Below are 23,955 nucleotides of genomic sequence, written 5' to 3'. Positions count from 1 at the left end.
GGCGCCGCGCGGGGTCGGTTGCCGGGGGCGGGGGCGGCTCAGCGCGGCTCCACCGCCACCAATGTGACGCCGAGCCGGGCCTCCAGCGCCCGCAGGCGGTCGAGGGCCGGCTCCTCGATCTCGGCCGGTTTTAGGGCGACGGGCTTCACCGCGATCAGCGGCCGCCCGATCTCCCCCTCCAGGGCCTTGATGGCGTTCAGCGTCTCACCCTCGATATCGGCATAGGCGTAATACATGGGTCATGCCTCCTCGCTTCCCCGCCTTTTTACGTGAAGGGCGGGCCGATCGGATTTGTCGGAAGAATAACAGATCGCACGGCCGCGGTCCCCGCCGACATCAATCGGACTCGTCGCCCGACGGGACATATTCCGATCCGTCGGATTCGTCGCTGCTGACCGGATCGTCCAGCGCATAGGCGCGTTCCGCCGCGCTGAGCGGGGCGACGACATGGGGTTCCGCCCCCGCCGGCTTGGTGGGCAGCGAGAAATACTCCACTCCGCGCAATTCGCTTACCAACTGGTGCCAGTTGGTCGATGCGTCCGCTTCCAAGTCGCCAATCCGTTGGAACCGTCCCAGGTCGGGGGTATTCGAGACGGGGACGCGGCCGGTGCCCATCTTGAACCCATCCCAACGCCATCCACGCCGTTGGGGTGGGGCGAAGCTGTTGCCGGTTTGATAGCAGCCGACGCGAAAGGTGTAATCGTCCCTGTCGGCCTCGCGGCTCGTCACCTCGACGACGACGCCGCCGAGATGCGCGGGCGAGCCGGCGACGATGCCTTTGCGGGTGCGCGTGTCGGTGTCGGGCAGGGCCTTTATCGCGTCGAAGGCGCGCTTCGCCTTGCCCCGGCGTTTGTTGATCTCCATGACCGTCGCGCGCAATCCGGCCAGGGCTGGGTCGTGCGGGTTCGCTCTCTTTGCCCGGTTATAGTCGCGTATCGCTTCCAGCACTTCGATGCGGAGCGAGACATATCGAAGCTCGGAGCTGATTTGCTCGATGGATTTCTGCAACGCATAGATCGGATTGATGCCGGCTCGGTTGTAGCAGCAATTCGTCAGATAGAACCTTTGGACCGACCCGGCCGCGCACAGGCGCGCGATTACATCGTCGTCCGGATGACAGTAACTGTGCGCCCCGGCGGAGATCACGGCCATCATCGGCTTCAAAGTGCCGAGGAAGGTCGCGGAGGTGCTTTTCCGGGAGCCGTGATGGCTGCATTTGATCCCGGCGATCGCATCGGCGTCGTTCAGAATGGTGGTGGTGCAATCGACCGTATCCTCGTTGGGCGAATCCAGATCGCCGCCGAGATAATAGCGAAACTCGCCATAGGATACGCCGATGGCGATGCAGTAGGGGTTGTCGTCGCCCTCGGTCGGGTGAGGGCTGGAATGGACGCATCGAAGCTGGGGTCGTGTGTCGAGCGTATCGGGGCCCAGGACGAAGCCCTGGTGCTTCTCCAACCGGCTTGCCGGAATATCGCCGATGGCGTTGCGCAGCAGCGTGGCCTTATGGCTGTCGAGCGCCCCACGATGACAGACTTGGCCGACCGTCAGGTCCGTATCGCCCAGGACGGCCGCGACGCCCTCCATGTGATCCTGGTCGTAGTGGGTGCAGATCGCGACATCCACGTAATCGATCTGCAATTCCTTCAGATAGCGCGAGACCGTTCCCCCACCGCGCGTCGTCCGCCCCCCGTCGATCAGGACCGTATCCTTTTTATAGCCGCCGTCGTACCACATGAAGATAACCAACGTGGCCTCCCCCTGGCCGACATCCAGATGATGGATCATCAGGATTTCCGGCGGCGGCAGGGGAACCGATACCGGCGTCGTGCGCGAGCGCGCGGCGGCGGTGGGATGGCTGGAACTGCTGCTGGGCTCCTTGCACATCGACGGTCAGTATCCGTACCCGCTTTCGAGCGCGTCGAGCGTATCCCGGTCGACCGTGCCGCTCGCCTCCAGCCCGCAGGACTGCTGATAGCGCCGGATGGCATCCCGGTCGGTCTCCGTTAAGGAGGGCGCCGTCGGGTCGCAGTCATAGCCGAGATTGGCGAGGCGCGCCTTGACCCCGGCCACCGTCTCAAGCGGCGGCATGCGGCCGACCTCGATTTCCCATTCCATGGTTTTGGGAAAGCCTTTCTCGTCGATCTCGACCGTCAGCAGGCCGGTCTTGGCGGCGGGCGCGACATAGACCTCGATCCGGCCGTCCGCGTCCGTTTTCCCGCTATAGCGCCGCTTGCCGACCCGCAGGGTGAAGGGTTTGTCCGCGAAGGCGCCTTCGTCCGGGCGCCGTACCTCGAAGCCGATGCGCACGGGCACGCCCTTGCGCTTGAAACGGTGTACCAGATCGCAGGCGCGTGTCTCCGTCTTGGCGCGCGGCGGGGGGACGTGGACCTTGTCGCCCGGCGTCAGGGTCTCCGGGTCCTCCCGCGCGGTGCGCAGCGCCTCGTTTTCCGGCGCGTCCCACAGGGTTTGCCAGAAATGGCCGGTCGCGTCCGCGATGGAGGCCATGCTATCCCCGGCGGCGACGGTCCATTCGCCCGCGCCGACGGGTTCGGGCGACGCGACGATATCGGCGTGGGACGTTACCGGGTCCGTGTCGTCAGCCATTGGCCGCGGCCTCCCAGGCCTCCTGATCCAGGTCGGGGAAAGTGATCTGGCAATCGCCCTCCGGAATGCCGGTCACGGTGAATTGCCCCTGGCTGTCGGTCTCCCCCGCGTGCTCCTCCCCGGCGGGGTCGGTGACCGTCACCGGTTCGTTCGGGACGGGGCCGCCATCCTCGCCCACCAGTTCGACCGTGATCCAGTGATCGCGCGTCTTCCGGGCCGGCACGCCGGTCGGCTTCGGGTCCGGTTGGACGGCATCGGGCACCGGTTCCGGCGGGGCGGGGGCGTCCGAATGCCAGCCGCCGACGGGCGCGCGGCGGTCGATCTCGACCACCCAGCCGCCCGCCAACCGCTCGGCGAGCGTCGTCAGCACCGTCTCGTCGTCGAGCGCGCCGCGCCCCGCCGTCAGCCCCTCCGCCGCCAAGGCGCGCCGTGCCTCGGCCAGGGTCTCGGCCCGGTCGCGCCGCTGGGCGAGCAGGCGGTAGGCGCCTTCCCGATCGAGCCGCGACCAACGTTCCGTCCAGCCATCGCCGTCCGGCACGAGCGTGCGCGCCGTCTCGCGGCTCGCGCACAGGACGAGCGCCTGGAGAGTGCCGTCGAAGCGCACCATCATGCCGGTCGCTACTCCCTGATAAGGCGTATGCCGTCATTCCCGTCACCACTTCCGGTTAGTTTGACGGGGATTCGCGCGACGCGACAATCGGCACCGTGCCGACGTTCGGCTTTTCCCTGCCCTGGCGGCCGCCTATCTGGTATCAGGAGGGCAGGCCAGAACGAGGCGCGTATGTTCATCCCGATCGGCGACGGCAACCCGCTGAAGCGTATTCCGTTCCAACTGGTCACCGCATCGTTGGTCGCGGCCTGCGTCATCGTTTATTTCTATCAACTCAGCCTGCCTTATCCGCTCGATGTTCAATTCGTCCTCGGATACGGCATTATCCCCAGTCTCGTGATCGGCGATGAGAGCCTGCCCGCGCGCTTCGACGCGGCACCGACGCTGGCCACGCTCGTCACCTACCAGTTCCTGCATGGGGGCTTTCTGCATCTGGTCGGCAACATGCTGTTCCTTTGGGTCTTCGGCGATAATGTCGAGGACGCGATGGGACATCTGCGTTTCCTCGCCTTCTACATTCTGTGCGGGGTGTTGGCCGCGGGCGCGCACATGGTCGGTGTCGGCGCGACGTCTCAGCCCCTGATCGGTGCGTCGGGGGCCGTCTCCGGCGTGATCGCGGCCTATCTGATGCTCTATCCACGCGGCAAGGTGCTGATCCTGGCCTTCAACTGGTTTCCGATCCGCCTGCCGGTTTGGCTCGTGCTCGGCTTTTGGATCGCGTTGCAGGTGTGGAGCTTCGCGGGTTCGGGCAGCGATGGCGGTGGCGTGGCGTGGCTCGCCCATATCGGGGGATTGGTGGCGGGGGCGGCGCTACTGCCCTTGATGAAGGGGAAGGACGTTCCCCTTTTCCAGCGCGAGGCGGTGGCCGCGACCCTGACTCCCGGTACGCCCGCGCCCGCCTCCTCCACCAACGGCGCGCCATCGGGCAAGGACGATGCTACGCGCCAAGCGTCCGCGAAGTCCGGCGCGCGGGCGGGCCGTGGCAGCGTGCCCTCCACCGCGCCGCGAAGAGATGGCACGGGAAATGACGACCCCGGCCCATGGGGGCGTCGGCGCGACGGTTGACGGCACGGTGGGTTGAAGCGTCGGCCCGGCCGCCCAATGTCTGCTATCCGGGAAGGGGTATTTGCGACGCAACGACGACAAGGATGAAAAAACAATGGGTCTCGAATATGGCATCCTGGGGCTTATCGGCCTCGTTCTCATCATCTATGCCATCGTCAAGACGCTCGGCAGCCCCGCCAGCACCGGCGTGAAGGTGATCTGGATTCTCGTGCTGCTCGTCTTTCCGATCATCGGCTTCATCGCCTGGCTGTTCTTTGGTCCCCGGTAAGGGGTAATCCATGCTTATGGCGGCGCGCGGGCAGGGCGCGCCGCCGACATTTGGAGCGTTAGAGAGGGGAAGCGCATGTCGATCGATCTCTATAGCTGGGGCACGCCCAACGGCCGCAAGGTTTCCATCATGCTGGAGGAAGTCGGGCTTCCCTATAGCGTGCACAGCGTCGATATCACCAAGGACGAGCAGTTCGAGCCGTCTTTCCTGAAGATCAGCCCCAATAACAAGATCCCCGCCATCGTCGATTCCGATGGGCCGGGGGGGAAGCCGATCTCGGTCTTCGAAACCGGCGCGATCCTGATCTATCTGGCGGAGAAGACGGGACGCTTGATTCCGGAGGATGCGGCCTCGCGCTATCTCTGTCTGCAATGGCTGATGTGGCAGATGGGCGGCTTCGGTCCGATGTTGGGGCAGGCCCATCATTTCCGCCGCTTCGCGCCGGAGAAGATCGACTACGCCGTCAATCGGTACACGAACGAGGCGAAGCGGCTCTATGGCGTGCTGGACAAGCGCCTCGGCGAGGCGCCCTATCTCGCGGGGGAGGCGTACAGTATCGCCGATATCGCGACATATCCCTGGGCCGCGCGCTGGGAGTGGCAGGGCATCGACTGGTCCGACTATCCCAATGCCAAGCGCTGGTACGATGAACTGGGCGCCCGCGAGGCGGTCTCCAAGGGCATGGCCGTTCCGTGACGCTTGGCCGCGCCCGGTCGCCGGGCGCCGGCGTTGCCAATACAGCGCTGCTCTCGTAAGCATGGGGTCCCCGCGGGCCGCATCGGGCCCGCCCGCGCTCATGCACGGATAGCAGGAAAGGCACCGCCGGTTCATGGCGTCAGCGCTCGATTCGCGGCTTAACGCCTATCGTGACGATCTCGCCGACGCCCGGCTGCGCGACCGGGTGTCGGCGTCATGTTTCGTGGTGGGCGAGGACCGACAGGTGACGGCCGGCGCCGCGGCCTTGCGCCGGAAGCCGGACGACGGCGCGCCGCAGGACACTCAACTGCTGTTCGGAGAGCGGGTTCGGGTTTTCGAGGTCGCGGGCGACTGGGCCTGGGTCCAGAACGACCGGGACGGCTATGTCGGCTATTGCCGGGTGGATCGGCTGGGCCCGGTCGGGGCGCCGGTGACGCATCGTGTCGCGGCCTTGCGCACCTATCTCTATCCCGATGCAAGCTTGAAGGTTCCGCCCCTGGACCTGTTGAGCGTGGAGGCGGCGGTCGCGGTTTCCTCGATCGAAGGCCGTTGGGCACGGCTCGACGGCGCTGCCGGGTTCGTTCATGCGGATCATTTGCGGGCGGTGGGGGAGAACGCGGCCGATCCGGCCGCGGTCGCGGAACTTTTCCTGGAAACGCCTTATCTCTGGGGGGGAAAGACCAGCGTGGGTCTCGATTGCTCGGGTCTCGTCCAACTCGCGCTGCATTGCTGCGGGATCGATTGCCCGCGCGATACGGACATGCAGGAGTTGGCGCTGGGCCATGCGCTCGCGGGGGGCGTCGACGCGGCGCGGCGCGGCGATCTGGTATTCTGGCCGGGGCATGTGGGGATCATGCTCGACGCGACGCGGATTTTACACGCCAATGCGACCGACATGGCGACCCGCATATGGGATTTGAGCGTGCTGGACACGCATATCGAGCGTCAGGAGGGCAGCCGCTTGACGCATATCAAGAGGGTGAGGGAGGTGTTTTGATGATGGAGGGATCCTGGACCGAGCTGTTGCCGATCGCGGTGGCGATGCTGGGCACGGGTTTGATCGGCGGGATCATGGCGGGGCTTCTCGGTGTCGGCGGCGGGATCGTCATCGTGCCGGTCCTTTTCCATATTCTGACCGGCATGGGAATCGACGAGGATATCCGCATGCATATCGCGGTCGGCACGTCGCTGGCGACGATCATCCTGACCTCGGCCAGTTCCGCGCGCTCCCATTTCAAGCGCGGCAGCGTGGATACCGCCTTGCTGAAAAGCTGGGGCGTGCCGATTTTCATCGGCGTCGTGATCGGCAGCACGATCTCGCTCTTTGTCGAGGGACAGGTGTTGACCATCGTTTTCGCGGTGATCGCGCTGATCGTCTCCGCCAACATGACCTTCCGTCCCGACGGCTGGACGGTGCGCGACAGCTTGCCGACGGGGTTCGTGCGGCATGTGATCGGCGCGGGCATCGGAACCTTCTCCACCATGATGGGGATCGGCGGCGGGACCCTGACGGTGCCGATCCTGACCGCCTGCAACTATCCGATCCGCCGGGCGGTGGGCACGGCGTCGGCGATTGGTTTGATCATCGCGATTCCGGGGACGGCGGGCTTCATCTGGAACGGGTTGGACGCGGCGAACCTGCCGCCCTTCTCGTTTGGCTTCGTCTCGCTGATTGGTTTCGCCCTGATCGTACCGGTTTCGGTCCTGGCGGCGCCGCTCGGCGCGCGTATCGCCCATGCGATTCCGACCGGACTGTTGCGAAAAGCCTTTGCCCTCTTCCTTTTCGTCACCGCGATCCGCATGTTCTACGAAGTGTTCAGTTGAGGTGAGGGGAAAAGATAGGATTTCGTCATGCCACGTTTCGCCGCCAATCTCTCGACGCTCTTCACCGAGCACCCGCCGATCGACCGTTTCGAGGCGGCCGCGGCGGCGGGTTTCAAGGCGGTGGAAATGCAGTTCCCCTATGACCTTCCGGTGGAGGGTATCCGGGAAAAGCTGGACGCGACCGGCCTGAAGCTCGTGCTCTTCAACCTTCCGCCGGGCGATTGGGGGCGGGGGGACCGGGGGTTGGGCGCGTTGCCCGGCCGGGAGAAGGAACTGGAACATGCCTTCGACCGTGCGCTCTCCTATGCCAGGGTGCTGGGCACGCCGATGCTGCATGTCATGGCCGGCATCGCGCCGATGAATCTGGACAACGCACCCTATCTCGCCTCCTTCGGCGCCAATCTGCGCCGTTTGGGGCCGAAGGCCGCGGGCGAGGGGGTTACCCTGATGTTGGAGCCGCTCAACACCCACGACAATCCCGGCTATGTCATCAGCCGGACGGAGGAGGCGATCCGCCTGATCGAGGCGATTGATCATCCGGCCGTGCGTTTACAGCTCGACATATATCACCGCCAGGTGATGCAGGGGAATCTGATCCATGCCATCGAACGGGCGGCGCCCGTCCTGGGGCATGTCCAGATCGCGGGCGCGCCCGACCGCACGGAACCGGACCGGGGGGAAATCGCTTATGGGGCGATCTTCGACGCGTTGGACCGCATCGGCTATGAGGGATGGATCGGCTGCGAATATCACCCCACCGGCCGGACCGAGGATGGGCTCGGCTGGCTCGATGCCTACCGCTAGAGCATGATGGTATCTGCATGCTCTAGTCCGCGCGGGAGGCGCTGATGGCGGGGCCGGAGGATCGCGCGGCCGGACAGGCGATAGCGAAGACGAAGGCCGGGAAAACGTCGAAGCCCGCCGCCAAGCCGCCGCGCGCCTGGCAGCGCATGTTGTCCGGCCGGCGGCTCGACCTGTTGAACCCCACCCCGATGGATATCGAGATCGAGGATATCGCCCATGGGCTTGCCCGGGTGGCGCGCTGGAACGGCCAGACGGAAGGGGATTGGGCGTTCTCCGTCGCGCAGCATTCGGTGATGGTGGAGGCCCTGGTCGTGGAAACGACGCCGGGCCTTTCCGTTTCCTGGCGGCTGGCCGCGTTGCTGCATGATGCCAGCGAATATGTGGTGGGCGACATGATTTCGCCCTTCAAGACCGCGATCGGCTACGATTACAAAGCGCTGGAGGGCCGGTTGCAGGCCGCGATCCATCTGCGCTTCGGCCTCCCGGCGGAGGTGCCGGAGGCGATCCGGCGCAAGATCAAGCAGGCGGACCTGCAAGGCGCCTATCTGGAGGCGACGCAGATCGCGGGTTTCTCCGCCGTCGAGGCACGCAAGCTCTGGGGCGCGCCGCCGAAGGTGCGTGTCGCCGGCCCTTTCGACGCCACCCCGATGCCGCCCGAGGCGGCGAAAGCCGCCTTCCTCAAGCGGTTCCGCGCCCTGACGGCCGCGATGTAGGGGCATTAGCGGAGGGCTCGGGCGGTCACATGGCTTGCAACTGGGGCATGATGGCATACCATTGCTGAACGGCTGCGGCGTCGGGTACGGCGCGTCGCCGGATCAGCGAGGGGATCAATGAGGGGACGGGGCCATCCGGGATGGCGGTCGGCGCGAAAAATGAGTGCGGCGTGGCGGCGCGGCCCAGCAAGGCCCAGCTCGCCTATCTCCGCCGGGGCATGGATCAGCCGGGGGGGAAATTGCCGCTGTTCGATGCCCATGGTCAACGCATCAGCGAACGCACGGTGATGAGTTGCATCGACCATGGGTGGGCGGAGCCCTGGTTCAACAATCCATTGAAGCCGGACTGGTTGGTGTGCAAGTTGACGCCTGCCGGTCGCGCCGCCGTAGAGTTGGGGTGACGCCCCGTCGCGTTCATCACCCCTGACCGCCATCGCGCCCGGGTCGTTCCGTCGTTCGTTCCAAGGGTTAGTGTCCGCCATGCCAGAGCCGAAATGGACCCCGAGGACGGTGCTGGTCGCCGCCATCGGTGCCGCCTTGATCGGCGGTGGAACGGTGCTGGGCGGCTGGTTGTTGGCGGCGCTCTTCACCGGGTTTACGAGCGATCCGGCGGATTTGCGGAAACCCGCGCCGGAGCCCGCGGTCGCCGAGATGCGGGTCGATGGCGAGGGGCCGCCGCCGCCCAGCTTCTCCCGCGATTTCATGAGCGTGGCCGCCCATCCCGCCGCCGCCCAGACGGGCGCGCGCATTCTATCGGAAGGCGGCAATGCGATCGATGCGATGATCGCCGCCCAGATGGTTCTCAACCTGGTTGAGCCGCAATCCTCCGGTATCGGCGGCGGGGCCTTCCTGCTTTATTGGGATGCGGGGGAAAAGCGGCTCTATACCTATGACGGCCGCGAGACCGCGCCGATGGCCGCCGACGGCACTCTTTTCGTCAAGTCGGACGGGAGCGAGAAGGGCTATTTCGAGGCCCTGAAGGGCGGTCGTTCCGTCGGCGTGCCGGGGCTGCTGCGCATGCTGGAGATGGCGCACGACGCGCATGGCGCGCGATCCTTCGCCGGTTTGCTGGAGCCGGCCGCGCTACTGGCGGAGAAGGGCTTCCCGATCTCCCCCCGCCTGCATGGGTTGCTTGAACGGGTCGAGCATCTGGGCGAGATGCCGGCCGCCGCCCGGTTCTTCTATAGCGACGACGGCATGCCTTGGCCGGTAGGGCATATGCTGAGGAATCCGGCCTTCGCGGAAACGCTGCGCACGATTCAGCGCGACGGGGTCGATGCCTTCTATGACGGTCCGATCGCGGAGGCCATCGTGACGGCGGTTCGCGACGCGCCGGCCAATCCCGGCGTGTTGAGCCTGGAAGACATGCGGACTTATCAGGCGAAGCGGCGGGACAATCTGTGCGCGCCCTATCGCATTTTCACGGTTTGCGGCATGCCGCCGCCATCCTCCGGCGGGCTGGCCACGCTTCAGATCCTGGGGCTGTTGGAACAATCGCGGATCGGGCTGTTCCCGCCGACGCATCCGCAGTCGATCCAGCGTTTCGCGGAGGCGATGCGCTTCGCCCATGCCGATCGCGACCGCTATATCGGTGACACGGACTTCGTGGACGTGCCGGTGGCGGGCATGCTCGACCGGAACTATCTGGCGACGCGGGCGGGTGCGATGGACTTCACCGACGCGGTCAAGGGCAAGGCGCCCTTCGGATTTCCGCCGGGCGCGCCGGGTGGGCCGCCCCCGGCGGAGGACGCGGCGGAGGAACCGCCCTCGACCACCCATCTTTCCATGGTCGATGCCGAGGGCAATGTCGCGGTGATGACCAGTTCGGTCGAATTCGCCTTCGGTAGCGGCGTCTGGGTGAAGGGTTTTCTTCTGAACAACCAATTGACGGATTTCGCCTGGCCTTCCACGAGCGCGCCGGACGGCGGGCCGCATCCCAACCGGATGCAACCCGGTAAGCGTCCGCGCAGTTCGATGAGCCCGACCATCGTCCTCGCGCCGCACGGCCGTCCTCGCCTCGCCATCGGGTCGCCCGGCGGTAGCCGGATCATCGGCTATACGGCGAAGACGATCGTCGGCGTGCTCGACTGGGAATTGAACGTGCAGGAGGCGATCGAGGTTCCGCATTTCCTCAACCGCAACGGCCCCCTCGAACTGGAGGCGGACAGCGCCGTCGCGGATCTGGCCGGGGTCCTGCGCGCCCAGGGCTATGAGGTGGAGGTCGAGGCGATGACGAGCGGCTTGCACGGCGTGGAGATGATCGCGGGCGAACTGACCGGCGGTGCCGATCCCCGGCGTGAGGGGCGCGCGGTCGGCGGGCCGCAGTTGGAGCCGGGTCTCTATGCCGGTTTCGACCGGGTCGTTCCGGATTTCGTGCCACCCGTCGAATAGCGTGCAACGGCCCGCGCCCATTTGGGCGCGAGGGGAGAGGAGGGGCTTGATGACGGAGGGTGCCGACGCCGCCCGTCAGCCGCTTTCCGGCATAAGGGTACTCGATTTCACGACCCTGCTGCCGGGGCCGATGGCGACCCTCCTGCTGGCGGAGGCCGGGGCCGAGGTCATCAAGGTCGAGCGTCCGGGTCAGGGGGATGAGTTACGCGTCTATCCCCCGCCGAGATGGGGCGGGGGCGGGGATACCGGCGCCTTCGCCCTGATGAACCGGGGCAAGCGGTCGGTCACGCTGGACCTGAAGGACCCGATGGACCGCGCGCGGTTGATGCCCTTGATCGAGGGTGCGCAGGTGCTGGTCGAGCAGTTCCGGCCCGGTGCCATGGCGCGACTGGGGCTGGATTACGACCGCGTGGCGGCCGTCAATCCGGCGCTCGTCTATTGCAGCGTGACCGGATGGGGGCAGAGCGGGCCTATGGCCGATCGCGCGGGCCACGACCTCAATTATATCGCGGAGACGGGGTTGCTGGACCTTGGCGCGCGCGCCGATGGCGTGCCGGTACCGCCGCCCGGTCTGATCGCGGATATCGGTGGCGGCGCCTTGCCGGCGGTGATCAATATCCTGCTGGCCTTGCGGGAGGCGGAGCGTACCGGCCGGGGGCGGCACCTCGACATCGCCATGGCCGACGGCGTCATGACTTGGCAATGGTGGGCCCAGGCGGCGGAGCAGGTGACCGGCCGGGCCCCCGCGCCCGGCGGCGGGTTATTGGCCGGCGGGTCGCCCCGTTACCGCGTCTATCGCACGGCGGACGACCGGCTTCTTGCCGTCGCGCCGCTGGAACAGCGGTTTTGGGATATCTTTTGCGAGACGATCGCCCTGCCGGAGGAGTTGCGCGACGATTCCCGCGATCCCGAGGCAACGGCGGCGGCGGTCGCGCGGATCATCGCCGAAACGGACGCGGCCGAGTGGGAGAGGCGATTCGAGGGCCGCGACGCATGCGTCACGGTGGTGCGAAGCGTCGCGGACGCGCGCCATCATCCGCATTTCATCGCACGCGGTCTTTTCGCTGCGTCCGTGACGGACGGTGATGCGGAGATGCCCGCCCTGCCGGTTCCGATCGATCCGTCGTTCCGGCGCCCGCCCGAACGCCGGGCTTATCCCCGTCTTGGCGAGGCGAATGCCGACCTGCTGCCGCCCGCGGCCAATGACTGATGGGACGGCGGGGGCTTTCCCCGTCGGGTGGGAGCCGCTATCCCTCCGCCAGTTTCGGGATTGATCGGGAAAAGGAGGGCCGCCGCGATGGCGCTTTCGAAGGATCGGGTCGTGGCCGTTGTCGGGGCCGGGGCTATGGGCCAGGGGATCGCGCAGGTCGCGGCCCAGGCGGGGCATCCGGTGCTGCTGTTCGATGCCGCCGATGGGCAGGCGAAGAAGGCGAAGGACGCGCTGGAGAAGGTCTTCGCCCGGCTGGTGGAGAAGGGCCGGATCGAACGCGCGGAGGCCGACGCGGTGCTCGCCCGCGTGACGCCGGCCGATGCGCTGAAGGATTTGGCACCCGCCGCCCTCGTCGTCGAGGCGGTGGTGGAGCGCCTGGACGTGAAGCAGGAATTGCTGGGCAAGCTGGAAGGAATCTGCGGCGCCGAGGTCATCCTGGCGACCAATACCTCCTCCCTCTCCATCACCGCGATCGCGGGCGGGCTGACGCGGCCGGAGCGGGTCGTCGGCATGCATTTCTTCAATCCGGCCCCGCTGTTGCCGTTGGTCGAGGTCGTCTCCGGCCTCGCCACCGACCCGGCGGTGGCGGACATTGTCTTCGATACCGCCGCCGCCTGGGGCAAGAGCCCGGTGCACGCGACCAGCACGCCCGGCTTCATCGTCAACCGCGTGGCTCGCCCCTTCTATGGCGAGGCCTTGCGGGTGGTCGAGGAAGGTGGCGCCGACCCGGCGACCGTCGATGCCTGCATGCGGGACGGCGGCGGATTCCGCATGGGGCCGTTCCAGTTGATGGATCTGATCGGGAACGACGTTAATTACGCGGTCTCCAAGGCGGTGTTCGAGGCCTTCAACAACGATCCGCGCTATCGTCCGTCCGTGTTGCAGAAGGAAATGGCGGATGGCGGCCTGTTGGGCCGGAAGAGCGGTCAGGGTTGGTACGACTACGGCGAGGGCGCGGAGGAACCCGCCCCGCGGGAAGCCGAGACCGCCGAGATCGATCCGCCGGAAGCCGCGATCCTGCTGGGCGATCCGGGGCCGTGGGCGCCGCTCCTCGAACGCTTGGCGGGGGCCGGGCTGACGATCGAGGCGCAGGAGGACGAATGCCTCTTCCCCATGCTGGATTTCGGCCCCGTGATCCTGTGTCCCAGCGATGGCAACCATGCCGAATCGGTCGCGACGATCGAGGGCAAGGCGGCGATCCTGTTCGATTTGGCACTTGATTGGGCGGGGAACGGAAAGGGCGAGGGGCCGCGTGTCGCCCTCAGCCGGTCCAGCCATGTGCCGGCGGAGGATTTCGCCGCCGTCGCCGCGCTCTTCCAGAAGGCGGGGTTCGCGGTTTCTCCCGTCGAGGATATCCCGGGGCTGATCGTCACCCGAACGGTCGCGATGCTGATGAACGAGGCCGCGGATGCGCTCCACAAGGGTGTCGCCGATCCGGACGGGATCGACACCGCCATGATGAAGGGGGTGAATTATCCGATCGGGCCGCTGGAATGGGCCGATCGGCTGGGACATGCTCGGGTTTTGGAGATTCTCGACAATCTGACCGACGTCTATCGGGAGGAGCGGTATCGCGCCTGCGCGCTCTGGCGCCGGCTACCGGCCGATCTGAGCTTCCGGGGCGACGACGGGGAGGGGTGAGCCTTCCGGCCGTGTCGCGATCCAGGTCCCGACGGCCGCCATCGACGCCCCGGCGATCGCGGCCGCCGGGGTGAGACCGCCGCCGATCAAGCACAAGGCGGCGAAACTCGCCGTCATCATGCCAAGCGCCATGCATTTCGCCGCGCGGGGGATGGCCCGGTGCGCGTGCCACGCGCGCAACGGCGCGCCGAAGCGCGGATGATTGAAAAGCCAGAGATGGAGCCGCGCGCTGGATTTCGAGAAGGCCCAGAGCGCCAGCAGCAGGAAGACCGTGCCCGGCAGGCCCGGTAGAACGACGCCCGCGATGCCGATCGCCAAGCAACAGCCACCGAATGCCTGAAGCATCAGGCGCATCGGCCGGCACAGCGCTTTCGGCGCGGCGTCTTGAGGCAGGTCGTTCGGACAGCGATCGGTTCTCATGCCTAAGTGTTAGGCTGGAAGTGCGAAAAAACCGTTAATCGTGACTCCCCACCGTCGCGGCTCAGTCAAAAAGCTTGTCGATCTCGTCCTGGGAGATAGAGGCCTCCGATTTCAGGGCCGGGCCATTCAGCAGCTTCTCGTCGGCATCCCGTTCGGCCTCTTCCTGGTGGCCGTAGCGTTCGGCCATTTCGTCGATCGCGTCGATGCCCCAGAGCGAGACCATCGCGTTGACGCGTTCCTCGACGAATTTCATCGATCGCACGATCTTGGTCACGCGCTGACCGGTGATGTCCTGGAAGGTGCAGGCCTCGATCGCCTGTGTCGTTTCCTCCTGCACCTTGTCGCAGAGCGCGCCGCGCTTCGCGGGATCGGCCTCGCCGCGCAGATCGTCGACCAGCGAATCGACATTCTCCATCCGCTCCAGGATCGAATGCGTCGCGCCCTCGGTCGCCTCCAGGATTTCGTCCAACTGCTCCGACATGGATTGAAACCGGGTGCGATCCCCGTCGCGGGAGACCATCTGGGCGATTTCCTCGCGGAACCGCCGGATATACTGGACGAGGCTGACGACCTCGGCCTTCAATTGATCGTCGGATAGGGCGGGGGTCGGCATGGGGGCGGGCTACCCTTTCGCGGTTGCGACGCGGGCGATGGCCGGGCCGCTCAGAAGGCCTTGAAGGCGATAATGGTGAAGGTGTCCTTGATCCCGGCCAGGGTCTGGATGTGCTCGGTCACGAAATGGCCGATATCCTCCTCCTCGTCGAGATAGCATTTCATCATCAGGTCGTAGTGACCCGATGTCGAATGAACCTCCGATACCTGCTCGACCTCCTGGATCGCGGCGTCCGCGACCTCATAGGCCCGGCCGAGTTCGCATTTCACCTGAATGAAGATCGTCTGCATGGTCGCGAAAGCTCCCCAACATCATGGTTCCCCCACTTTGCGACAGCCGGGCGGGTCAGGGCAAGCCGCGACCAAGGGGCGCTTTGGACTGAGCTACCAAGGAAGCTGCCGGCCTTTGTAATCGAGGAACCGGCCGTTCGCCCGATGGTCGAGGCCGTCCAGCACCGCGAGGATGTCTCGCGCCGCCTCCGACGGGGGGCGCACGTCGAGTCCCCGTTTCGCGAAGGGCGCGGAAAGCCCGGTGTCGACCGTGCCGGGATGAATCGCGACCAAGGCCGCCCGCGTCCATTTCCGCGCGAGTTCGATCGACGCCGTCTTTACGATCTGGTTGAGCGCGGCCTTGGAGGCGCGATAGCTGTACCAGCCACCGAATCCATTGTCGCCGATCGACCCGACCTTGGCGGACAGCGTGGCGAAGACCGCCGGCTCCTCGCGCGGAAGCTTTGGCAGGAAATGCTTCATCAGCAGGGCCGGTCCCGTCGCGTTGACCGCGAAGGCATGCGCCATGTGATCGGCGGAGAGGTGCCGCCAACTCTTCTCCGGCTCGAAGCGCGCATCGTGCAGGAAACCGGTGCAATCGATCATCAGCGTTGCTTCCGGCGCCGCCGTCGCGGTGGCCGCGATGCTTTCCTCGTCCGTCAGGTCGAGCGGCGGGCTTCCCCGGCGCGATAGCCGGTGGACCCGGTGCGTCTCCGCCAAGGCGTCGGCCAGGGCCGCGCCGATGCCGCCGCTCGCGCCGAAGACGATCGCGTTCCTTGCATTCATCGCCGGTTCCCATCGTCATGTCGTGGTGCGCCGGAAGAACTATGGCGGAATCCGCGTGCGTCCAGCCTAGCCCTGCCTGGTTCGCGCCCCATTGTCTCGCGGTCGGAGAGACGCCATGCTTGGCTCCAGCATGGCCCAGGAAGAAACGCGATTGAGGACGGCGGTCACGCGCCTCTACAACGGACGCAGCCGCCGGGCGGCGATGTTCCGCTATGGGCTGATCGTCTTCGATATCTTCACCATCGTCTTCTTCATCGTCACCGCGCCGCTTGACGCGACGCCGGCGATCTATCTTGCTGATTTCGTGATCGGGTCCGTGATCCTGGCGGATTTCCTGGCGCGGCTGTGGATCGCGCCGAGCAAGACGCGGATGTTGCGCCAGATCTATACGCTGGCCGACCTGTTGGTGATCGTCTCGCTTCTGGCGGCGCCATTCTTGTCGGAAAGTCTGGCATTCCTCCGGGTCCTGCGTTCGCTCCGGCTGCTGCATTCCTATCACGTGCTGCGCGATCTTCGGCGGGAGGCGCCGGTCTTCCGCCGGCACGAGGACGTGATCGTCAGCGCGGTCAATCTCGCCGTCTTCATCTTCGTGACCACGGCGCTCGTCTATGTGCTGCAATTCGGCGACAACCCGCAGATCGCCAGCTATGTCGACGCGCTCTATTTCACCGTCGCGACACTGACCACGACGGGTTTCGGGGATATCGTCCTGGATACGACGACGGGTCGCATCCTGTCGGTCGTCATCATGGTGGTGGGTGTCGCGCTGTTCCTGCGCCTGGCTCAGACCGTCTTCCGCCCGGAGAAGGTGCGCCATACCTGCCCCGATTGCGGCCTGACCCGGCACGAGCCGGATGCCGTGCATTGCAAGCATTGCGGCCGCACCCTGAAGATCGAGACGGAGGGGGAGTCCTGAGCGCCGCCTTCGGTTCGCCACGACCCGGCGATTGACCTCGCCCGCCCCGGCGCTAAAGTCCCCTGGGTTTTTTGCAGGTGCGAAGGAGTGGCGGACGATGGGACAGTTCGGTATCGGTCAGGCCATCACGCGGACGGAGGATCAGCGGTTCCTGACCGGCGAGGGCACCTATACCGACGATATCGACCTGCCGGGGCAGGCCCATGCGGCGGTCGTCCGGTCCCCCATCGCGCATGGCCGGATCACCTCCATCGATATCGAGGAAGCACGGGCCGCGCCCGGCGTGCTGGATATCATCACCGGCGCCGATGTGAAGGCGGCCGGTCTCGGCACCATCCCCAATCTGATCCCGCTCAAGAACAAGGACGGCAGCGACATCGTGGAGCCGCCGCGCCCCGTCCTGCCGACCGAACGGGTGCGTCATGTCGGCGACCCCGTGGCCTTCGTTGTCGCGGAGACGCTGGCCCAGGCTCGTGATGCCGCCGATCTGGTGATGGTGGACTATGACGAACTGCCGGCGCAGATCGACCTGGACGACGCCGACGCGGCCGACAGTCCCCGGGTATGGGACGAGGCACCGCGCAACACCGCGCTGACCTGGGATTTGGGGGACGAGGCGGCGGCCGATGCCGCGCTGGCGGAGGCCGCGCATGTCGTCGAGCTCAAGCTCGTCAACAATCGCCTGATCGTGAATTCGATGGAGGGGCGGGTCGCCATCGGCGCCTATGCGGACGGGAAGTACACCCTTCACACCGGGACCCAGGGCGTGCATGGCCTGCGCCGCCAATTGGCCAAGACGATCTTCGACGTGCCGTCGGAACAGGTGCGGGTGGTGACGCCCGATGTTGGCGGCGGGTTCGGCATGAAGATCTTCCTCTATCCGGAGCAGCCGCTGGTCATGCTGGCCGCGAAACGCATCGGCCGGCCGGTCAAATGGACGGCGGAGCGTTCGGCCGACGGCTTCCTCTCCGACAGCCATGGGCGCGATCAGGTTTCGACGGTTAAGCTCGCCCTCGACGCCGATCTGAACTTCACGGGCCTGAAGGTCCATACCAAGGCCAATCTCGGCGCCTATCTCTCCAATTTTGGGGTTTTCGTGCCGACGGCCTGCGGGTCGAAGATGATGGTCGGCGTCTATCGCACGCCCGCGATCCATGTCGAGGTGCAGGGACTTTTCACCAACACCGTACCCGTCGACGCCTATCGCGGCGCCGGCCGGCCGGAGGTGAGCTATCTGCTCGAGCGGCTGGTGGACAAGGCCGCCATCGACCTTGGCGTCGACGCGGCGGACCTGCGCCGGCGCAACTTCATCGCCCCGGAGGCGATGCCCTATGCCACGCCGCTCGCCACGACCTATGACAGCGGTCTTTTCGCCCGCAACATGGACCGCGCGCTGGAGATCGCGGACGCCGCCGGTTTCCCGGAACGCCGCCGTAAGGCGGAGGCGGCGGGCAAGTTGCGCGGTCTCGGCACGGCCTATTACATCGAATGCTGCGGCGCGGGGCCGGGGGAGCGCGCGACGCTTCGCGCCTCGGCGGCGGGGCGGGTCACGCTCTTCATCGGCACCCAGTCGAACGGGCAGGGGCACGAGACCGCCTATAAGCAGATCATCGCCGATGGGCTGGGCCTGGATATCGCCGATATCGACGTCGTCCAGGGCGACACCGACCTGATCCGGAAGGGGGGCGGGACCGGTGGTTCCCGTTCTATCCCCGAGGGGGGCGTCGCCGTGCGCGATGCCGGCGACGCGCTGATCGAGAAGGGCAAGCGGATCGCCGGCCTGCTGCTGGAGGCCGCGGCCGATGATATCGACTATCTGGATGGCGCCTTCACGGTGAAGGGGACCGATCGCACGGTGCCTTTCCGCGACGTGGCGGCGGCCGCGCACGATCCGGACAAGCTGCCGGCCGGGGAGGCACCCGGCCTGGACGGCGAGGCCGACCACAAGGCGGCGGCGCAGACCTTCCCCAATGGCTGCCATGTCTGCGAGGTGGAGATTGACGCGGATACCGGCGTCGTCACCGTCGTCGATCACACCGTGGTCGACGATTTCGGCACCGTGCTGAACCCGCTGCTGCTGGCGGGGCAGGTGCATGGCGGCGTGGCCCAGGGGCTGGGGCAGGCGCTCCTGGAATATACCGCCTATGACACGGAATCGGGTCAGCTTCTGACCGGATCCTTCATGGATTATACCATGCCGCGCGCCGACGACGTGCCCTTCGTCGATTTCCATTATTTCGAGGACGCGCCCTGCACGACCAATCCGCTCGGCATCAAGGGCGCGGGCGAGGCGGGCGCCATCGGTGCCCCGCCCGCCGCGATGAACGCGGTCGTGGATGCGCTGCGTCCCTTCGGCGTCAGCCATGTCGACATGCCGGCGACGCGGGAGAAGATATGGCGCCTGATCCGCGATGGGCGCGCCGCCGGGTCGAAGGCCGCCTGACGGCCCGGTATCCGCTTTCCCGGCGGGCCGGACTGCCCGCTTGCCCGATCTTAAGGAGACGAGATGACATCCGACCGGAAAGCCCTGCTCGACGGGATATCCGATATCGCGCGGCAGGCGGGCGCGGCGATCATGGCGATCTACGCCACCGATTTCGACGCGCGCACGAAGGACGACAACTCCCCCGTCACCGACGCGGACGAGGCGGCGGAGGCCCTGATCGTGTCCGCGCTTCGACGCCTCGCGCCGGATATCCCCGTGGTGGCGGAGGAAGCGGCCGCCGCCGGCAACATACCGGATGTCGGGGACGGCCCCTTCTGGCTGGTCGATCCGCTGGACGGCACGAAGGAGTTCCTGAACCGCAACGGGGAGTTCACCGTCAATATCGCGTTGATCGAGGGGCGGCGCCCCGTCCTGGGCGTGGTGCTGGCCCCGGCGCTGGGGACGCTCTATTCCGGTCTGGTCGGCACGGGCGCTTGGCGCGCGGTGGACGAAGGGGGCGCCGAGCCGATTGCCGTGCGCGAGCCGCCGGCGGACGGCCTGACGGTCATCGCCAGCCGCCGGCACGGCGATCCGGCCGAGATCCAGCAGTTTCTCCAGGGACGTCCCATCGCCGAGATGGCGAATGCCGGCAGCAGCCTGAAATTCTGCAAGGTCGCGGCGGGGGAGGCCGATCTCTATCCCCGTTTCGGGCGCACCATGGAATGGGATACCGGCGCCGGTCAGGCGGTGCTGGAGGCGGCCGGCGGGCTGGTGACCGAGACCGACGGCACCCCCTTCGCCTATGCCAAGAACGCGATCTTCGAGAATCCCCATTTCGTCGCCTGGGGCGGCTTGCGGCCGTGAGGATCTATCTCGCCGGTCCCGAGGTCTTCCATCGCGAGGCGGAGGCGATCGGCCGCGCCAAGGCCGCGCTCTGCGCCGATCACGGGCATGAGGGGCTGTTTCCCCTGGATGCCGATGTTCCGGGGGCGGGGCTGGCGGCGCATGCCCACGGCCTCGCGATCTATCGCGCCGATATCGCGATGATGGACCGGGCGGAGGCGATCATCGCCAACCTGACCCCCTTTCGCGGGCCGCATGCCGATCCCGGCACGGCGTTCGAACTGGGCTATATGCGCGCGCAGGGTAAGCCGTGCCTCGCCTATAGCTGTCGCCCCGGTCTGCTGGCCGACCGGTTGGAGGGCGGTGAATCGAACGCGGGGGAGCGCGATGCGGATGGCCTCGCCATAGAGCGGTTCGACATGGCGGACAATCTGATGCTGGAAGGCGCGGTCCACGATAGCGACGGCGGCGGGATCGAGACGCCGCCGGATGGGGGCGACGGCGACCCCTATTGGGATTTCCGGGCGTTCGAGGCCTGTTTGCGCCGTCTCTCCGCGCTGTCCGGGGGGTGAGGGCGCACCGGCGCTATTCCCGCTTCCGGTCCGGCAGATGCGTGTCGAGGGCGAGCCAGGGCAGCCGCGTGTCGGTCCAGATATGCAGGCTGGCCGGCACATCCTCCGGCCGGTCGAGGGAACCGACGCTGATGTCGATCTCGTCCGCGTAATCGGCGTGCCGGAAAGTGACGGGCGTGCCGCAGATGGGGCAGAATTCCCGCGTGCCCTTCGCGGAACTGCGATAGAGCGCGGGCGTGCCCGCGACCCAGGTGAAATCCCCGCGCGCGACGGTAAGCCAGGTGACCGCGACCGCCCCCGACGCGCGCCGGCAGAGCGTGCAGTGACAATGCACCACATCGCCCCGCGGCGGCCCGTTGATGCGATAGCGCAGGGCCCCGCACAGGCAGCCGCCGGTCATGTTCCCGCCGTCCTTCGTCATGGCCGTGTCCTTTTCCCTTGCATCGTCGAACGGTCGAGCCTGCCGCTCCGGCGGCAGCATAACGGCCCGTGTCGCGTCGGGCGATGCGGCAATCGCCCCGCCGGGTTTGACCATCCGCGCGCGAGCCGTATAAACGCCGGGAGAAGGCGCGAGACGGCGCGAAAAAGCGGGATGAGCGAGCACGATGCTGGACAAGACTTATTCGCCGCGGGCGATCGAGGACAAGCACTACCGCCAATGGGAGGACGGGGGCTATTTCAAGCCCGGCGGCCGGCCCGACGCGACGCCCTTCACCATCGTCATTCCGCCGCCGAACGTCACCGGCTCCCTTCATATGGGCCATGCGCTCAACAATACGCTGCAGGACGTGCTCTGCCGCTATAAGCGGATGGGCGGCTATGATGTGCTCTGGCAGCCGGGCACCGACCATGCCGGCATCGCCACCCAGATGGTGGTGGAGCGCAAGCTGGCCGCCGAGGGGAACGAGGGCCGGCGCGACATGGGCCGCGAGAAGTTCATCGAGCGTGTCTGGGACTGGAAGGCCGAATCCGGCGGCGTGATCCTGAACCAGCTTCGCCGCCTGGGCGCGAGCTGCGATTGGAGCCGCGAGCGCTTCACCATGGACGAGGGGCTGTCGGACGCCGTCCGGCACGTCTTCGTGACGCTGCACGGGCAGGGGCTGATCTATCGCGACCAGCGCCTCGTCAACTGGGACCCGGCCTTCGAGACCGCGATCTCCGACCTGGAGGTGCAGCAGGTGGAGGCCGACGGCTCCATGTGGTCGATCAAATACCCGGTGGAGGGCGCGGAGGGCACCTTCCTCACCGTCGCCACCACCCGGCCGGAAACCATGCTGGGCGATAGCGGCGTCGCCGTGCATCCGGAGGACGAACGCTATGCCCATCTGATCGGCAAGCACTGCATCCTGCCGCTGGTCGGCCGCCGTATCCCGATCGTCGCCGACGACTATGCCGACCCGGAGCAGGGGACGGGCGCGGTGAAGATGACGCCGGCCCACGACTTCAACGATTTCGAGGTCGGCCGCCGCCACGATCTGGAGATGATCAATATCCTGACGGTCGATGCGCGGATCAACGACAACGCGCCGGAGAAATATCGCGGCCTCGACCGTTTCGAGGCGCGCAAGGCGGTGCTGGCCGATCTGGAGGCCGAGGGGCTACTGGTCGGGGAGGAGAAGATCCGCCATTCGGTCCCCTATGGCGACCGGGGCGGCGTGCCGATCGAGCCCTATCTGACGAAGCAGTGGTTCGTCGACGCGAAGGAACTCGCCAAGGCCGCGATCGCCTCGGTCGAGCAGGGGCGCACCAAGTTCGTGCCCGGGAACTGGAGCAAGACCTATTACGAATGGATGCGCAACATCCAGCCCTGGTGCGTGTCGCGCCAACTCTGGTGGGGGCACCGCATTCCGGCATGGTACGGCCCGGACGGCGAGATCTTCGTCGCCATGACCGAGGACGAGGCGCGGACGAAAGCCGAGGCGCATTACGGCAAGCCGGTCGCGCTGTCCCAGGACGAGGACGTGCTGGATACATGGTTCTCCTCCGCGCTGTGGCCCTTCTCGACGCTGGGCTGGCCGGAGAAGACGGATGTGCTCGCCCGGCACTATCCGACCGATGTGCTGGTCACCGGGTTCGATATCATCTTCTTCTGGGTCGCGCGCATGATGATGATGGGCGACCATTTCATGGAGGAGGAGCCCTTCCACACCGTCTATGTCCATGCGCTGGTCCGGGACGAGAAGGGCCAGAAGATGTCGAAGTCGAAGGGCAACGTCATCGACCCCCTCGACCTGATGGACAAGTTCGGGGCGGATTCGCTGCGCTTCACGCTGACGGCGCTGGCGGCGGCGGGGCGCGATATCAAGCTTTCCGAGGATCGGGTGGAGGGCTACCGGAACTTCATGACGAAGCTCTGGAACGCCGCGCGCTTCTGCGAGATGAACGAATGCCGTCTCGACCCGACCTATGACCCGAAGGCGGCTGGGCAGACGCTCAACCGCTGGATTTTGGGTGAGCTTGGCCGGACGCGGGACGCCGTGACGGCGGCGTTGGAAAGCTATCGCTTCAACGATGCGGCCGGCGCGGTCTATCAGTTCCTGTGGCATACCTTCTGCGATTGGTATCTGGAGTTCGCGAAACCGCTCTTCTCCGGCGAGGACGCGGCCGCCCAGGCGGAGACGCGCGCCACCGCCGCCTTCGTGCTGGAGCGGACGCTGCGTCTGATGCATCCCGTGGCGCCCTTCATCACGGCCGAACTGTGGGTGCATCTGAAGGGCGAGGCGGGGGCCGAGGCCGATCCGCTGATCCGCGCCCATTGGCCGGAGGACGGGGCCGAAGCCCTGGTCGATGCGGACGCGGACAAGGAAATGGACTGGGTCGTGCGCTTCATTTCCGCCGTGCGCTCCGTGCGCTCGGAGATGAACGTGCCGGCGGGCGCGCAGGTGCAGGTCCATTGCCTCGACATGCGCGACGAGGCGAAGGGGTGGCTCACCCGGCACGAGGCACTGATTGGCCGTCTGGCCCGCATCGACGGGTTCGAATTTCCGACCGAGCCGGCGAAGGGCTCCGCCCAGCTCATCCTGGACGAGGCGACGCTTGCCATTCCGCTCGCCGAGGTGATCGACCTCGGCGCCGAGCGCAAGCGGCTGGAGAAGGAAATCGCCAAGACCGAGGGGGAAATCGCCAAGATCGAGAAGAAGCTGGCGAATCAGAGTTTCCTCGCCAAGGCGCCGGATGCGGTCGTGGCGGAGAATCGCGACCGCCTCGCCGAGGAACAGGCCCAGCGCGCGAAGCTGGCCGAGGCGCTGGAACGCGTCCGGCAGGCGGGCTGACGGCGAGGGG

25 protein-coding genes are annotated in these 23,955 nt (G+C 66.6%); 16 read left to right on the top strand and 9 right to left on the bottom strand.

What is annotated here, in order from left to right; translation table 11 throughout:
* Positions 1–38: 38 nt before the first annotated feature.
* The 4 genes from KAJ83_RS03090 to KAJ83_RS03075 form a co-directional block, all read right to left on the bottom strand.
* Entirely contained in the window at positions 39–236 is a 198-nt protein-coding gene (locus KAJ83_RS03090) for a hypothetical protein (RefSeq protein ID WP_210680536.1), read from the bottom strand.
* A gap of 100 nt (positions 237–336) precedes the next feature.
* Positions 337–1,887, bottom strand: a complete 1,551-nt coding sequence (locus KAJ83_RS03085; RefSeq protein WP_210680535.1) for a ComEC/Rec2 family competence protein — start codon at positions 1,885–1,887, stop codon at positions 337–339.
* A gap of 6 nt (positions 1,888–1,893) precedes the next feature.
* Entirely contained in the window at positions 1,894–2,607 is a 714-nt protein-coding gene (locus KAJ83_RS03080; protein WP_210680534.1) for a peptidoglycan-binding domain-containing protein, read from the bottom strand.
* Positions 2,600–3,217: a hypothetical protein gene (locus KAJ83_RS03075; protein WP_210680533.1), complete on the bottom strand. Its 618-nt coding sequence runs from the start codon at positions 3,215–3,217 to the stop codon at positions 2,600–2,602. Before KAJ83_RS03075 ends, KAJ83_RS03080 begins: the two co-directional genes overlap by 8 nt.
* Positions 3,218–3,388: 171 nt before the next feature.
* On the opposite strand from KAJ83_RS03075, the gene KAJ83_RS03070 reads away from it, so the two are divergent.
* The 11 genes from KAJ83_RS03070 to KAJ83_RS03020 all read left to right on the top strand — a co-directional run bounded on the left by KAJ83_RS03070 (position 3,389) and on the right by KAJ83_RS03020 (position 13,829).
* A complete protein-coding gene (locus KAJ83_RS03070; protein WP_210680532.1) occupies positions 3,389–4,282 on the top strand; it encodes a rhomboid family intramembrane serine protease in 894 nt (297 codons plus the stop codon).
* A 94-nt stretch (positions 4,283–4,376) separates the two neighbouring features.
* Positions 4,377–4,550 (top strand): PLDc N-terminal domain-containing protein, encoded by a 174-nt coding sequence (locus KAJ83_RS03065; protein ID WP_210680531.1) that lies wholly within the window; start codon positions 4,377–4,379, stop codon positions 4,548–4,550.
* Positions 4,551–4,625: 75 nt separating this feature from the next.
* A complete protein-coding gene (locus KAJ83_RS03060) occupies positions 4,626–5,246 on the top strand; it encodes a glutathione S-transferase N-terminal domain-containing protein (protein WP_210680530.1) in 621 nt (206 codons plus the stop codon).
* A 133-nt stretch (positions 5,247–5,379) separates the two neighbouring features.
* The gene (locus KAJ83_RS03055; protein WP_210680529.1) at positions 5,380–6,243 is read left to right on the top strand and encodes a C40 family peptidase; all 864 of its coding nucleotides are present in this window, start codon (positions 5,380–5,382) and stop codon (positions 6,241–6,243) included.
* Positions 6,243–7,070: a sulfite exporter TauE/SafE family protein gene (locus KAJ83_RS03050; RefSeq protein WP_343221925.1), complete on the top strand. Its 828-nt coding sequence runs from the start codon at positions 6,243–6,245 to the stop codon at positions 7,068–7,070. Before KAJ83_RS03055 ends, KAJ83_RS03050 begins: the two co-directional genes overlap by 1 nt.
* 27 nt (positions 7,071–7,097) lie before the next feature.
* Positions 7,098–7,874 carry a 2-oxo-tetronate isomerase gene (otnI, locus tag KAJ83_RS03045; protein WP_210680528.1) on the top strand — a complete coding sequence of 259 codons (777 nt, stop codon included), beginning with the start codon at positions 7,098–7,100 and terminating at the stop codon, positions 7,872–7,874.
* 44 nt (positions 7,875–7,918) lie between these two features.
* The gene (locus tag KAJ83_RS03040; protein ID WP_246484164.1) at positions 7,919–8,587 is read left to right on the top strand and encodes an HD family hydrolase; all 669 of its coding nucleotides are present in this window, start codon (positions 7,919–7,921) and stop codon (positions 8,585–8,587) included.
* 140 nt (positions 8,588–8,727) lie between these two features.
* Positions 8,728–8,988, top strand: a complete 261-nt coding sequence (locus KAJ83_RS03035; RefSeq protein WP_210680527.1) for a hypothetical protein — start codon at positions 8,728–8,730, stop codon at positions 8,986–8,988.
* Between the two features lie 79 nt (positions 8,989–9,067).
* Positions 9,068–10,978, top strand: a complete 1,911-nt coding sequence (ggt, locus tag KAJ83_RS03030; protein ID WP_210680526.1) for a gamma-glutamyltransferase — start codon at positions 9,068–9,070, stop codon at positions 10,976–10,978.
* 49 nt (positions 10,979–11,027) lie between these two features.
* The gene (locus KAJ83_RS03025; protein WP_210680525.1) at positions 11,028–12,188 is read left to right on the top strand and encodes a CaiB/BaiF CoA transferase family protein; all 1,161 of its coding nucleotides are present in this window, start codon (positions 11,028–11,030) and stop codon (positions 12,186–12,188) included.
* Positions 12,189–12,275: 87 nt separating this feature from the next.
* Positions 12,276–13,829, top strand: coding sequence for a 3-hydroxyacyl-CoA dehydrogenase (locus tag KAJ83_RS03020; protein ID WP_210680524.1), 1,554 nt, complete (start codon positions 12,276–12,278; stop codon positions 13,827–13,829).
* Here the strand turns inward: KAJ83_RS03020 and KAJ83_RS03015 are convergent.
* From KAJ83_RS03015 to KAJ83_RS03000, 4 genes are all read right to left on the bottom strand, one after another.
* A complete protein-coding gene (locus KAJ83_RS03015; RefSeq protein WP_210680523.1) occupies positions 13,785–14,249 on the bottom strand; it encodes a YbaN family protein in 465 nt (154 codons plus the stop codon). The two genes, KAJ83_RS03020 and KAJ83_RS03015, sit on opposite strands and share 45 nt — an antisense overlap.
* A gap of 61 nt (positions 14,250–14,310) precedes the next feature.
* The gene (locus tag KAJ83_RS03010; RefSeq protein ID WP_210680522.1) at positions 14,311–14,862 is read right to left on the bottom strand and encodes a protein phosphatase CheZ; all 552 of its coding nucleotides are present in this window, start codon (positions 14,860–14,862) and stop codon (positions 14,311–14,313) included.
* A gap of 50 nt (positions 14,863–14,912) precedes the next feature.
* A complete protein-coding gene (locus tag KAJ83_RS03005; protein ID WP_210680521.1) occupies positions 14,913–15,152 on the bottom strand; it encodes an Lrp/AsnC ligand binding domain-containing protein in 240 nt (79 codons plus the stop codon).
* A gap of 93 nt (positions 15,153–15,245) precedes the next feature.
* Positions 15,246–15,917: an SDR family NAD(P)-dependent oxidoreductase gene (locus KAJ83_RS03000; RefSeq protein WP_210680520.1), complete on the bottom strand. Its 672-nt coding sequence runs from the start codon at positions 15,915–15,917 to the stop codon at positions 15,246–15,248.
* 115 nt (positions 15,918–16,032) lie between these two features.
* On the opposite strand from KAJ83_RS03000, the gene KAJ83_RS02995 reads away from it, so the two are divergent.
* The 4 genes from KAJ83_RS02995 to KAJ83_RS02980 all read left to right on the top strand — a co-directional run bounded on the left by KAJ83_RS02995 (position 16,033) and on the right by KAJ83_RS02980 (position 20,673).
* On the top strand, positions 16,033–16,833 hold the full coding sequence (locus KAJ83_RS02995; RefSeq protein WP_210680519.1) for a potassium channel family protein: 801 nt from the start codon (positions 16,033–16,035) through the stop codon (positions 16,831–16,833).
* Between the two features lie 97 nt (positions 16,834–16,930).
* Positions 16,931–19,276, top strand: coding sequence for a xanthine dehydrogenase family protein molybdopterin-binding subunit (locus KAJ83_RS02990; protein WP_210680518.1), 2,346 nt, complete (start codon positions 16,931–16,933; stop codon positions 19,274–19,276).
* A gap of 63 nt (positions 19,277–19,339) precedes the next feature.
* The gene (gene cysQ / locus KAJ83_RS02985) at positions 19,340–20,122 is read left to right on the top strand and encodes a 3'(2'),5'-bisphosphate nucleotidase CysQ (RefSeq protein WP_210680517.1); all 783 of its coding nucleotides are present in this window, start codon (positions 19,340–19,342) and stop codon (positions 20,120–20,122) included.
* Positions 20,119–20,673 carry a nucleoside 2-deoxyribosyltransferase gene (locus KAJ83_RS02980; protein WP_210680516.1) on the top strand — a complete coding sequence of 185 codons (555 nt, stop codon included), beginning with the start codon at positions 20,119–20,121 and terminating at the stop codon, positions 20,671–20,673. Before cysQ ends, KAJ83_RS02980 begins: the two co-directional genes overlap by 4 nt.
* A gap of 13 nt (positions 20,674–20,686) precedes the next feature.
* Here the strand turns inward: KAJ83_RS02980 and KAJ83_RS02975 are convergent, their stop codons facing one another.
* Complete coding sequence (locus tag KAJ83_RS02975) at positions 20,687–21,094, bottom strand: GFA family protein (RefSeq protein ID WP_210680515.1); 408 nt, start codon at positions 21,092–21,094, stop codon at positions 20,687–20,689.
* A 184-nt stretch (positions 21,095–21,278) separates the two neighbouring features.
* Here KAJ83_RS02975 and KAJ83_RS02970 point away from each other — a divergent pair, with 184 nt between their 5' ends.
* Positions 21,279–23,945 carry a valine--tRNA ligase gene (locus KAJ83_RS02970; RefSeq protein WP_210680514.1) on the top strand — a complete coding sequence of 889 codons (2,667 nt, stop codon included), beginning with the start codon at positions 21,279–21,281 and terminating at the stop codon, positions 23,943–23,945.
* Positions 23,946–23,955 lie beyond the last annotated feature (10 nt).

The organism is Marivibrio halodurans (assembly GCF_017963645.1).
Lineage (GTDB): Bacteria > Pseudomonadota > Alphaproteobacteria > UBA8366 > Aestuariispiraceae > Marivibrio > Marivibrio halodurans.
Note: the sequence above shows the minus strand (reverse complement) of the source record. Positions and strands in the feature narration are given on the sequence as shown.

Excerpts from the sequence above, each read along its gene's own strand:
- KAJ83_RS03025 (WP_210680525.1), top strand. The coding sequence starts at position 11,028 with ATGACGGAGGGTGCCGACGCCGCCCGTCAGCCGCTTTCCGGCATAAGG.
- KAJ83_RS02975 (WP_210680515.1), bottom strand. The coding sequence starts at position 21,094 with ATGACGAAGGACGGCGGGAACATGACCGGCGGCTGCCTGTGCGGGGCC.
- cysQ (WP_210680517.1), top strand. The coding sequence starts at position 19,340 with ATGACATCCGACCGGAAAGCCCTGCTCGACGGGATATCCGATATCGCG.
- KAJ83_RS03020 (WP_210680524.1), top strand. The coding sequence starts at position 12,276 with ATGGCGCTTTCGAAGGATCGGGTCGTGGCCGTTGTCGGGGCCGGGGCT.
- KAJ83_RS03015 (WP_210680523.1), bottom strand. The coding sequence starts at position 14,249 with ATGAGAACCGATCGCTGTCCGAACGACCTGCCTCAAGACGCCGCGCCG.
- KAJ83_RS02990 (WP_210680518.1), top strand. The coding sequence starts at position 16,931 with ATGGGACAGTTCGGTATCGGTCAGGCCATCACGCGGACGGAGGATCAG.
- KAJ83_RS03000 (WP_210680520.1), bottom strand. The coding sequence starts at position 15,917 with ATGAATGCAAGGAACGCGATCGTCTTCGGCGCGAGCGGCGGCATCGGC.
- KAJ83_RS03090 (WP_210680536.1), bottom strand. The coding sequence starts at position 236 with ATGTATTACGCCTATGCCGATATCGAGGGTGAGACGCTGAACGCCATC.
- ggt (WP_210680526.1), top strand. The coding sequence starts at position 9,068 with ATGCCAGAGCCGAAATGGACCCCGAGGACGGTGCTGGTCGCCGCCATC.
- KAJ83_RS03005 (WP_210680521.1), bottom strand. The coding sequence starts at position 15,152 with ATGCAGACGATCTTCATTCAGGTGAAATGCGAACTCGGCCGGGCCTAT.
- KAJ83_RS03080 (WP_210680534.1), bottom strand. The coding sequence starts at position 2,607 with ATGGCTGACGACACGGACCCGGTAACGTCCCACGCCGATATCGTCGCG.
- KAJ83_RS03035 (WP_210680527.1), top strand. The coding sequence starts at position 8,728 with ATGGCGGTCGGCGCGAAAAATGAGTGCGGCGTGGCGGCGCGGCCCAGC.
- otnI (WP_210680528.1), top strand. The coding sequence starts at position 7,098 with ATGCCACGTTTCGCCGCCAATCTCTCGACGCTCTTCACCGAGCACCCG.
- KAJ83_RS03075 (WP_210680533.1), bottom strand. The coding sequence starts at position 3,217 with ATGATGGTGCGCTTCGACGGCACTCTCCAGGCGCTCGTCCTGTGCGCG.
- KAJ83_RS03065 (WP_210680531.1), top strand. The coding sequence starts at position 4,377 with ATGGGTCTCGAATATGGCATCCTGGGGCTTATCGGCCTCGTTCTCATC.
- KAJ83_RS03060 (WP_210680530.1), top strand. The coding sequence starts at position 4,626 with ATGTCGATCGATCTCTATAGCTGGGGCACGCCCAACGGCCGCAAGGTT.
- KAJ83_RS03040 (WP_246484164.1), top strand. The coding sequence starts at position 7,919 with ATGGCGGGGCCGGAGGATCGCGCGGCCGGACAGGCGATAGCGAAGACG.
- KAJ83_RS02995 (WP_210680519.1), top strand. The coding sequence starts at position 16,033 with ATGCTTGGCTCCAGCATGGCCCAGGAAGAAACGCGATTGAGGACGGCG.
- KAJ83_RS03050 (WP_343221925.1), top strand. The coding sequence starts at position 6,243 with ATGATGGAGGGATCCTGGACCGAGCTGTTGCCGATCGCGGTGGCGATG.
- KAJ83_RS03085 (WP_210680535.1), bottom strand. The coding sequence starts at position 1,887 with ATGTGCAAGGAGCCCAGCAGCAGTTCCAGCCATCCCACCGCCGCCGCG.
- KAJ83_RS03055 (WP_210680529.1), top strand. The coding sequence starts at position 5,380 with ATGGCGTCAGCGCTCGATTCGCGGCTTAACGCCTATCGTGACGATCTC.
- KAJ83_RS03070 (WP_210680532.1), top strand. The coding sequence starts at position 3,389 with ATGTTCATCCCGATCGGCGACGGCAACCCGCTGAAGCGTATTCCGTTC.
- KAJ83_RS02970 (WP_210680514.1), top strand. The coding sequence starts at position 21,279 with ATGCTGGACAAGACTTATTCGCCGCGGGCGATCGAGGACAAGCACTAC.
- KAJ83_RS03010 (WP_210680522.1), bottom strand. The coding sequence starts at position 14,862 with ATGCCGACCCCCGCCCTATCCGACGATCAATTGAAGGCCGAGGTCGTC.